Origin of the sequence: Streptococcus dentapri (assembly GCF_042649885.1) — a bacterium.
GTDB classification, from domain to species: domain Bacteria; phylum Bacillota; class Bacilli; order Lactobacillales; family Streptococcaceae; genus Streptococcus; species Streptococcus dentapri.
Window position 1 is genome coordinate 1 of sequence record NZ_JBHSAC010000079.1, and the last position, 10641, is coordinate 10641.

The window sequence follows — 10641 nt, forward strand, 5'->3', positions numbered from 1 at the left end:
CTCCTGTTTCTAGTTTACTAGATTTCAACAGGAGTGTTTTTCTTCTGTCTCATGTTAGGGGGGCAGTGCCGTTATCCCATTCTCTTTTTATGTCTCTATCTAACAGTAGATAACTAGATTTCTTATTAGGTCAATTTTAAATAGTATCGAGTTTTACTTGACCGTCGTAACTTACCCAAAATTATAGGTTTTATACGAAGCTGAGCTATTTTATCTCACTATCTACTGTAAGCTTTGACTTTTGTGGCATCTTTTGGTAAACTAATACCAAATTATCATTCGGGAGGAATGGAGTAATGAACAACTAAGAACAGAATTTTTGATACTACCATATCGAGTTTTGTTTTTAGTGTACTCTTTAATAAACTTCCTCAACTAATGGACGGCAGTTTTCTGCCTTTATTATTAGTGCTATTTAGTTTTATTAATAAGGACCCTCACTCTCTACTTGATTTGGTAGAGAGTTTTTTATTGAAAGTGAGGTTCTTATGCTACAGATTAATCATTTAACAATTACACATCTTAAAGACTTAACACAGCTAATTTCTGATTTAAATTTGGTCATCAATTCCGGGGATAAATTAGCTATTATTGGTGAAGAAGGTACTGGTAAGTCAACACTTTTAAAGGCTATTCTGTCCCCGAAATTAATTGACAACTACAGTATCCTTGAGGGAAAAATCAGCAATCATTTTCAAAAAATAGGATATCTGCCACAAGCCTTGTCACAAAAACAAGAAAAAATGACAGTTTCGGAATTTCTTTATGATGATTTAGATTACATTGGTTTCGATTTCAATGTTTTTTATCAAATGGCTGCGCGATTAGATTTGGACATTCAAACCTTAGAAAGTAGAAATCAGAACTTAAACAACCTATCTGGCGGAGCAAAATTAAAACTGCAACTTGCTAAATTAGCTGGTGAAAATGCTGATTTACTCTTACTAGATGAACCTTCTAGCGACCTTGATGCGCAGGCAATTGATACTTTACAAGCATTTATTCAATCATCCGACAAAACGATTATTTTTATCTCTCATGATGAAGCGTTGTTAGAAAAAACCGCTACTGCTATTTTACACCTTGAGTTAGTAAAGCGTCGTCAACTTGCTCGCGCGAGCTATTTTTCAGGAAATTATGCAGATTATATGACTTATCGCCACAAAGCTTACACCAAACAGCTAGAGCAAGCCAAAAATGACCGTCGCATGAAAGCCAAAAGGGATGCTAAAATGCAACGTCTTCATCAGGCCACACAATATAATGTGCGAAACACTCACGACAGCACTATGGGAAGATTAGCTGCTAAAAAGAGGAAAAATGTATTGTCTCTTGAAAAACGCTATGCTAAAGAAGAGGAAAAGATGACTGATTTCCCTGAAGAAATGGATAGTATTAAACTATTTTTCGATGACATTGCTCTTCTTAATAGAAAGAAAAAACTTCTGTTTTGGGTAAATCATGATTTGTCGACTGGGCAAAAAATCAATTTGACCATTTTAGGTCAAGATAAGCTTGTAATTACTGGAAGAAATGGTATCGGAAAGACACGCCTGCTCAAGCAAATTTACCAAGATCTAGATAAGAATCATTTTTCAATTGGTTATATGCCACAAGATTACGATAGTATTTTTCACAAAGAGCTAAGCGCTTTAACATTTTTAACACAGGTATCAGATATCGAAAAAGCTCGAACACTTCTTGCAAATCTTCAATTTACAAGACAAGAAATGGAACACTCTGCCCTTGAACTTTCAGGTGGTCAAAAAGCAAAATTATTCTTAGCACGTATGGTCTTAGCTAAAAATAATATCTTAATCCTTGATGAACCGACAAGGCATTTTTCTCCAACTAGTCAGCCATTAATCAGAGAACTTTTAAGAAATTTTGACGGCTGTATTATCAGTGTTTCTCACGATCGAAAATTCATTGATGACGTTGCTAATGTGCGCTATCAGTTAACTGACAAACAACTTCAAAAATATTAAATAAAGAAGCTGAGCCAAAAATGTACTGACTCCAATCGTTAGATTTTTTGTCTAACTTTTGGAGTGCAGTTCAAAGTGCTCAGCTTCTTTGTTTGTCTAATCATAATAAGCAAGACGCAGTGGTTGAGTGGATTCTAATACGCTGATAAATCAGCTTTTACAATCCTGCTCAACTGTACGGGGGGAGGCGAAGAAATCAAGTTTCTATGAAACTAATGATTTCTGTCTCACTCCCTATGCAGGAAAGTCAGACCTAGCAAGAATTATGATTCTTGTTCCTTGGCTTCACCTGCTTTTTCTTTAGCTAATTTTTCACGCTCCAAGCGCAAACGTCGATTTGGATTAAGAGTATCGAAAAGTTCTTCTAGCTTTTCAGCATTCCAAACATCGGCTGCTGATACAAAATTACCATCTTTATCTCGAAAAGATATCGGTTTATCACCCATAAGAACCTCCAGTAAAATGCAGTATAAACACGATTGTGAATCATCACAATTCCTATTAATCTTTAATTCTATAACTCTTTAAAATGAACAGACCACTATAGTAACCGGCATAGCAAACAAACACATCCTACGAGCTAAGCAAAAAAGATAATTTTTCCTAGAGTTCATGGCTCTTCGTCAAAATTCCTATTTTTGCTTTGCTCACTTAACGGACTTTGTATCTTAGTTTAATCCACAAACTCAAACTCAAAATTACCGATACGAACGATATCACCATCTTTAGCTCCGCGTTGGCGTAAGGCATCATCAACTCCCATGCCTCGAAGTTGGCGAGCAAATTTCATCAAGGATTCATCCCGCTCCAAGTTCGTCATGACAAAGAGTTTTTCCAGTTTTTCACCAGACAAGACCCAAGTTGCATCATCATCACGTGTAATTTCAAAGGGAGGCTCGTCTTCATTGAAGCCATAGTAGACTTCTTCTTGTGCCATGTCATCTTTACTATAAAGCGGAAACTCATCCGTTTGATCAAGTAACTCGACTGTAGCTTCCAATAAATTCTCCAACCCTTGATGAGCCAGACTTGAAATAGGGAAAATTTGGGGCAGTTGGTCAAATTCATCATAATCAGCTGCCAACTTTTCCTTGAATTCAGCTAAATTCTCAGCCGCTTCTGGCATGTCCATCTTATTGGCTACAATAATCTGCGGGCGTTCTAGCAAGCGAAGATTATAGGCTTCAAGCTCCTTATTGATAGCCAGATAATCTTCATAGGGATCGCGGCCTTCTGCTGCTGACATATCAATCACATGTAAAATAACACGGGTGCGTTCGATATGGCGCAGAAATTGCGTTCCCAGTCCAACTCCTTGACTAGCGCCTTCAATCAGTCCCGGAAGATCAGCCATGGCAAAACTTTCACCAGATTTGATTCGAACCATACCAATATTGGGGACAATAGTCGTGAAATGATAAGCCCCAATTTTAGGTTTAGCAGCTGAGACGACACTCAAGAGAGTTGATTTCCCAACAGAAGGAAAACCAACGAGACCGACATCTGCCAGTATTTTCAGTTCCAATTGCAGCTCACGTTCTTCTCCGGGCTCCCCATTTTCCGAAATTTCAGGAGCAGGATTACGCGGTGTCGCAAAGCGAATATTGCCACGACCACCACGACCACCTTTAGCCACAATAAATTCTTGACCATTTTCAACGAGGTCAGTCAAAACCTTGCCAGATTCCGCATCTCGGACTGTTGTTCCTGGTGGAACAGCTACAATTAAATTTTCAGATCCGCGGCCGTGCATGCCTTTTGTCATGCCTTTCTCACCATTTTTGGCCTTGAACTTGCGATTATAGCGAAAATCCATCAAGGTGCGTAAACCCTCATCTACCTTGAAAATGACCGAGCCACCTTTGCCACCATCTCCTCCCCAAGGACCTCCATTAGGCACATATTTCTCACGGCGAAAGGCCACCATCCCATCACCACCGCGACCAGCTTTAACGCTAATTTTGGCGACATCTAAAAACATACTCATCTTTTTTCCTATTCTTTTAAACTCTAAAAAAACGCCCTAAGAGCGTTTTCTAACTCATCAAAAAAGTACGCTTATTGCGGATGCAAGAAGTCCGAACAGAACAATAACAACCATGGCCACTACAACAAATTTTGTCAGGTGTTCAAAGCCAGTTTTTTTACGTGGACCATTATCTCCAAAAACCATAATAAATTTACCTCTTCATTGAATTATTCTAAACTATCTTACCACGATTGCCCTGATTAAGCAACCAAGACCTAGAGATCAACACCAAAAATAGAGAGGCTTTCTAGTTCATCAGGAGTCAGTCGACGATAGTCCCCCAAGTCAAGGTCATTTGGTAAAGACAAAGGACCTATTGATAGGCGTTGCAAATCAGTAACCGATTTTCCACAAACTTGTACCATCCGTTTTATTTGATGAAATTTACCTTCATGAATTGTAATCTCAACACGGCTGCTCTGATTAGCAAGGTCAGTCGCTAAAATCTTTAATTGAGCTGGTTGACAATGATGATCTTTGAGATCAATCCCTTGAGCAAATGCTTCTTTATCTTCTTCTGTCATAATACCAGAAACTTCGGCCAGATAAACTTTAGCAACATGTTTTTTAGGAGAAAGCATAGCATGTGCTAGCTTCCCATTGTTGGTCAACAAGAGTAAACCATGAGTATCAATGTCCAGACGTCCCACTGGGAAAACTAACTTATGTCTACCTTCATCATCCAACAGGTCTAGAACTGTTTTTTGTTTATCATCTTCTGTTGCTGAAATTATCCCCTTGGGCTTATTGAGCAAATAATAGACAAAAGTCTCATATTTGAGTGGCTCATCTCTAAAGGTGATAGCATCAACTTTCTCATCAATCTGTCGTTTAGGCTGATTTTCAACCTGACCATTGACTTTAATCTGCTTTTGCTTAAGTAAGACTCTGACTTGACTGCGTGTACCTAGATTACATTTGGCTAAAAATTTATCTAATCGCATATTTCTCACACTTTTATAACAGAAATTAAATCTATCCTCATTATATCATAAAGGGTCTGAGCTTTTCCCATCTCAGACCCTAGTTAGGATAATAACTCTAAGCTAGTCAAGACCAATTTCCTGACGAACTACCTTAGCAATCGTATCAACATAATAATTAACTTCTTCATAACTTGGCGCTTCTGCCATGACACGAAGAAGGGGTTCTGTGCCACTCGGACGAACTAAGATGCGACCGTTACCAGCCATTTCTGCTTCCATCTTTTCAATAACTTGAGCAATGGCTGGAACTTCCATAGCCTTGTCTTTCATAGCATTTTCAACACGGATATTGACCAATTTTTGTGGGTAAATAGTTACCTCTGCCGCTAATTCTGACAATGCTTTGCCTGATTCTTTGAGAACTTTAGTCAGTTGGATAGCCGTCAGTTGACCATCACCAGTGGTATTGTAGTCCATGATAATCACATGACCTGACTGTTCCCCACCAAGATTGTAATTATTCTTGCGCATCTCTTCAACAACATAACGGTCCCCCACAGCCGTCACCGCTTTTTGGATTCCTTCTTGCTCCAAGGCCTTATGGAAACCGAGATTGGACATTACTGTTGTGACGATAGTATTTTGAGATAAGGCACCCTTCTCAGACAGATACTTACCGATGATGAACATGATGCGATCACCATCGACTAAGTCCCCGTTTTCATCAACGGCAATCAAACGGTCGCTATCTCCATCAAAAGCAAGACCGATTTCAGCACCTGTTTCTTTAACAGTCTCTTGAAGTTTCTCTGGATGCGTTGAACCTCTGTTGTCATTGATGTTGAGGCCATCAGGATTTTCCCCGATAACAGTAATATCAGCATTGAGATCAAGAAAGACATCACGCGCAGAGACCACAGCTGCACCATTAGCTGTATCAAGGACAAGCTTCATACCATCTAAATCGACACCAGATTCAATCAAGAATTTTTCATACTTACGCAGACCTTCCGGATAATCAACCAGAGTTCCCAAGCCTTCAGCGGATGGGCGGGGTAGATTATCTTCCTCAGCTTCTAACAGAGTTTCAATTTCCACTTCACGATCATCATCCAATTTAAAACCGTCACCACCGAAGAATTTGATGCCATTATCAAGGGCAGGATTGTGGCTGGCTGAAATCATGACACCGGCACTAGCTTTCTCCGTACGAACCAAGTAAGAAACACCAGGAGTCGCTAAGACACCGAGTTTATAAACTTCAATACCGACCGAAAGTAAACCAGCAATAAGTGCTGATTCCAGCATTTCACCTGATATTCGTGTGTCACGTGCCACAAAAACGCGTGGACGCTCAATTTCATGCTGACTAAGAACATAGCCACCAAACCGACCGAGTTTAAAGGCCAATTCTGGCGTTAGTTCAACGTTTGCTTCTCCACGGACACCGTCCGTTCCAAAATATGTTCCCATAGTATTTAAGTGCTGGGCACTTTCCTCCATTCCATAATTTTGCGTATCAGACTTATTTTTTCTTCGTCGTCAACTTCACTTCAATTTCTTCAGGATTGACCGTTACCCCTTCTGCCGATAGCTTGACTGTTTTTGTCGTATTTTTAGTGATGTTTGAAATATCGACAGATACTGCTAGTTCATCAATATTATTAAGTGTTTCTTGATCACCTTGAATGGTTACTGTTGATGTGTCTAAGGTATAATCAATACTTGACAAGGAACTATCCATAGTTCCTGTGAAGTTCACTTTAACAGGCACCTTCTTGATAATTGGCGAAACATCCACCGATAGATTAGCCTGTTCAGGCTCAATGGTTGCTGCAAGAACATTCCCATTGCTATCTACCGCTTGCAGATTGACCTTACCTTCATAATCATCAGTCAAAGCTGGTTCATTATCTGGTAATGTCGCTCTAATATGATCAATCTGACTGATAGTTGTCTCATTGCTGGTTACCTTAACCTTGTCAACATCTATATCAGCCCCTTTAAGTTTATAGCCCTTAGCCAATTGATCGTCGGAAATATCAGCCTTAACATCAAAGGATTTGCTTGTTTTTTTACCAATCGTTACCGTTACAGTTTTAGGAGAAATCTTGGCCGTCATCCCAGACGGTAGATCATCCACCTCCAACTGAACCTTGGAAGTTCCCTCTCTTAGATTGGTCAAATCAGCTGTTACTTTAAAATTTCTGGTTGACGCATCCGTTTCTGTTGCTAGATTAACACGATTTGAGGATGTCAAGGTCACATCAACACCATAGGCATAGCCAGAAATATAATATTCATCACTATCGTATTTGAAATCAATAGGAACATTTTTAAGAGTATTGCTAAATGTCGACGAAGAACCGTTACTAGCCATTCCTTTATTTGTTCCGTCACCACTGATGACCGTCATAAAAATTAGGATGGCTATCAATAAAGAAAAAATTCCTGTTCCAAGTTGGCGGAGTATACGTCGTTTTTGAGACCAACGAATTTTTTTATTTTTCATTTTGACGTCCTCCTCCCCAACGCTTGAACAAACTTGGCTTCTGAGAAGTGGATTTAATAAGTTTATTCCTTAAGAAGGTTTCAAGATCCTCTTTACTCAAATCATGTAAAAATTCACCCTTATACGTAATAGAGAGACCTCCCGTTTCTTCTGAAACAACCAGAGTGAGTGCATCCGAGTTTTCTGATAGACCGACTGCCGCTCTGTGACGAGTCCCAAATTCCTTAGAGATCTTGCTGGATTCTGACAGTGGTAAATAGGAGGAAGCTGTCGCGATCTTATTCCCGCTAACGATAACAGCACCATCGTGAAGAGGCGTATTGGGGATAAAAATATTGATGAGGAGCTGGCTACTGATATCAGCATCTAAAGGAATCCCTGTTGCAATATATTCCTGCAAAGTCTGAGTCCCTTCAATCGCAATCAAAGCACCAATTTTACGCGGTCCCATATAAGCGGCTGCTTTCATCAGAGCATCAACCAGCTGCTCCTCTTCAGTCATACTATTAGTTTGGATAAAGGCTTGAGGTGTTCTTCCGAACTTCTCTAAACCAGTCCGAATTTCCGGCGCAAAAAGTACAACTGCTGCGATAACTCCATAAGTAATAACTTGATTCATCAAATAGCTGACAGTTGTTAGACCAATAATCTGTGCCAAAAAACGTAGAAGTACGAAGAGGACAACCCCCTGAACCAAAGACATAATCTTTGTTCCTACCAAAGCATTGATGAATTTATAAATTAAATAGGCAACAATTAAAATATCTAGGAGATTGATAATGATGGCCCAAGGACTATTAAATATTGACCGCCAAAAGTCTGGATTTAAATTTAATAAATCGTTCATACATTCCTCTCTCGTTACTTAATTCACTATAGAAAATCAGTAGCTCTATTATAGCACTTTTTAAACAGTTTTTCTCTATCCTTAAAGGCATTTTTTATGATAAAATAAATTTATGAAATTACAGACACTATTAGGAATAACAGCCGGACGGTCTGCTCACTTTATTTTGAGTAAATTGGGCCGCGGTTCGACCCTGCCAGGCAAATTAGCGCTAAAATTTGATAAAAATATTTTAGACAGTATCGCCAAAGATTACGAAATCGTCGTTGTGACAGGTACTAACGGAAAGACTCTGACAACTGCTTTAACTGTTGGTATCCTGAAAGAAGCTTTTGGCGAAGTCGTAACCAATCCCAGCGGTGCAAATATGATTACAGGAATTGTTTCAACCTTTTTGACAGCTAAAAAGGCTAAGTCTGGTAAGAAAATTGCCGTTTTGGAAATTGACGAGGCCAGCCTACCTAAAATTACAGAGTATATTACCCCCAGCCTTTTCGTCTTTACCAATATTTTTCGCGATCAGATGGACCGTTATGGGGAAATCTATACAACCTATCAGATGATACTGGATGGTGCTGCCAAAGCTCCCCAAGCAACTATTTTAGCCAATGGTGACAGTCCCCTCTTCCATTCCAAAGAGGCTGTCAACCCGCTGAAATTCTATGGCTTTGACACAGAAAAATCTCGACCAAAGCTAGCTCACTACAATACCGAGGGTATCCTCTGCCCCCAATGTCAGCACATCTTAGAGTATCGTCACAACACCTATGCTAACCTAGGTGATTATATCTGTCCTAATTGTGGCTTTGAACGTCCAAAATTGGATTATGCTCTCACTGATCTGATAAAAATAAGCAATACAGCCGCTGAATTTGTTATTGATGGTCAAGATTACAAAATTAATGTTGGTGGCCTCTACAATATCTACAATGCACTTGCTGCCGTGGCCGTTGCTGAATTCTTTGGTGTTGACCCCAACAAGATTAAGGTCGGTTTTGACAAGAGCCGAGCTGTCTTTGGCCGTCAGGAAACTTTCAAAATCGGTAATAAATCTTGTACTCTCGTTCTGATTAAAAATCCAGTTGGTGCTAGTCAGGCCTTAGAGATGATTAAACTGGCGCCCTATCCTTTCAGCCTATCTGTTCTTCTCAACGCCAACTATGCCGATGGAATTGATACTAGCTGGATTTGGGATGCTAATTTTGAGGCCATCCTAGATATGGATATTCCTCATATCTATGCTGGTGGAGTTCGTCATTCTGAAATCGCTAGACGCTTGCGCGTAACCGGTTATCCAGAAGAACAAATTACTCAGACTGAGGACCTCAAGGATATTATGACACTTATTAAAAATCAAGAAAGTGAACATGCTTATATTCTAGCTACCTATACAGCTATGCTAGAATTTCGCGATATTCTAGCCAATCGCCGTGCTGTTGGAAGGGAGATGAACTAATGGTTTACACATCCTTGCAGTCTCCTGATAATAGAGACTATCCTTATGAGCTCAATATTGCCCACCTATTCGGTAATCTGATGAATACCTATGGTGATAACGGAAATATTCTCATGTTGAAATACGTTGCCGAAAAACTCGGTGCTAAAGTTACTATTGATATTGTCTCTCTGGATGATGAGTTCGATGATAACTATTACGATCTCGTCTTCTTTGGGGGTGGGCAAGATTACGAGCAATCCATCGTCGCTAAAAACCTCCCTCATATCAAGGAGGCTATCGGTCGTTATATCGAGAATGGGGGCGTTATCTTAGCCATCTGTGGCGGCTTTCAACTTTTGGGGCAATACTATATTCAAGCTAATGGTGAGCGCATTGATGGCATTGGTGTCATGAATCACTACACTCTCAACCAAGAGAACAATCGCTATATCGGAGACATTAAAATTCACAATGATGAATTTGATGAAACGTACTACGGTTTTGAAAATCACCAAGGACGCACCTTCCTATCTGAGGATGAAAAGCCGCTAGGTGTCTGTATCTACGGTAACGGCAATAATAAAGAAGATCAGACTGAAGGTGTCCACTACAAGAATGTTTTTGGTAGCTACTTCCATGGTCCCATCCTATCACGCAATGCCAATCTAGCATACCGCCTAGTTACCACGGCTCTTCGCAATAAATATAGTCAAGATATACCGTTAGCAAGCTATGATGCTATCCTCAGTCAGGAAGTTCCTGAAGAGTACGCTGACCTCAAAAGTAAGGCTGAATTTGATTTTTGAACTATTTCTATAAAAAGTTGGCTTAGGCACTGCCCCCCTAACATGAGACAGAAGAAAAACACTCCTGTTGAAATCTAGTAAACTAGAAACAGGAG

General features: G+C 39.8%; 10 protein-coding genes. 3 read left to right on the forward strand and 7 right to left on the reverse strand.

What is annotated here, in order from left to right; translation table 11 throughout:
- The first annotated feature begins 488 nt into the window (after window positions 1-488).
- Window positions 489-1988: an ATP-binding cassette domain-containing protein gene (locus tag ACFOSE_RS09120; RefSeq protein ID WP_380432642.1), complete on the forward strand. Its 1500-nt coding sequence runs from the start codon at window positions 489-491 to the stop codon at window positions 1986-1988.
- A gap of 263 nt (window positions 1989-2251) precedes the next feature.
- On the opposite strand, the gene ACFOSE_RS09125 is transcribed toward ACFOSE_RS09120, so the two are convergent.
- The 7 genes from ACFOSE_RS09125 to cdaA all read right to left on the reverse strand — a co-directional run bounded on the left by ACFOSE_RS09125 (window position 2252) and on the right by cdaA (window position 8302).
- Window positions 2252-2434: a hypothetical protein gene (locus ACFOSE_RS09125; protein ID WP_380432644.1), complete on the reverse strand. Its 183-nt coding sequence runs from the start codon at window positions 2432-2434 to the stop codon at window positions 2252-2254.
- A gap of 227 nt (window positions 2435-2661) precedes the next feature.
- Complete coding sequence (gene obgE / locus ACFOSE_RS09130; RefSeq protein ID WP_380432645.1) at window positions 2662-3975, reverse strand: GTPase ObgE; 1314 nt, start codon at window positions 3973-3975, stop codon at window positions 2662-2664.
- A gap of 57 nt (window positions 3976-4032) precedes the next feature.
- Entirely contained in the window at window positions 4033-4161 is a 129-nt protein-coding gene (locus ACFOSE_RS09135) for a DUF4044 domain-containing protein (RefSeq protein ID WP_380432647.1), read from the reverse strand.
- A 71-nt stretch (window positions 4162-4232) separates the two neighbouring features.
- Window positions 4233-4961, reverse strand: coding sequence for a pseudouridine synthase (locus ACFOSE_RS09140; protein WP_380432649.1), 729 nt, complete (start codon window positions 4959-4961; stop codon window positions 4233-4235).
- Between the two features lie 102 nt (window positions 4962-5063).
- Complete coding sequence (gene glmM / locus ACFOSE_RS09145; protein ID WP_380432651.1) at window positions 5064-6416, reverse strand: phosphoglucosamine mutase; 1353 nt, start codon at window positions 6414-6416, stop codon at window positions 5064-5066.
- Window positions 6417-6468: 52 nt separating this feature from the next.
- Window positions 6469-7455 carry a CdaR family protein gene (locus ACFOSE_RS09150; RefSeq protein ID WP_380432653.1) on the reverse strand — a complete coding sequence of 329 codons (987 nt, stop codon included), beginning with the start codon at window positions 7453-7455 and terminating at the stop codon, window positions 6469-6471.
- On the reverse strand, window positions 7445-8302 hold the full coding sequence (gene cdaA / locus ACFOSE_RS09155) for a diadenylate cyclase CdaA (RefSeq protein ID WP_380432655.1): 858 nt from the start codon (window positions 8300-8302) through the stop codon (window positions 7445-7447). Before cdaA ends, ACFOSE_RS09150 begins: the two co-directional genes overlap by 11 nt.
- A gap of 112 nt (window positions 8303-8414) precedes the next feature.
- On the opposite strand from cdaA, the gene murT reads away from it, so the two are divergent.
- Together murT and gatD are read left to right on the forward strand one after the other, a co-directional pair.
- Window positions 8415-9758, forward strand: a complete 1344-nt coding sequence (gene murT / locus ACFOSE_RS09160; RefSeq protein WP_380432657.1) for a lipid II isoglutaminyl synthase subunit MurT — start codon at window positions 8415-8417, stop codon at window positions 9756-9758.
- Window positions 9758-10546, forward strand: a complete 789-nt coding sequence (gatD, locus tag ACFOSE_RS09165; RefSeq protein ID WP_380432659.1) for a lipid II isoglutaminyl synthase subunit GatD — start codon at window positions 9758-9760, stop codon at window positions 10544-10546. The genes murT and gatD overlap by 1 nt, the downstream gene beginning before the upstream one ends.
- The last annotated feature ends 95 nt before the right edge of the window (window positions 10547-10641 follow it).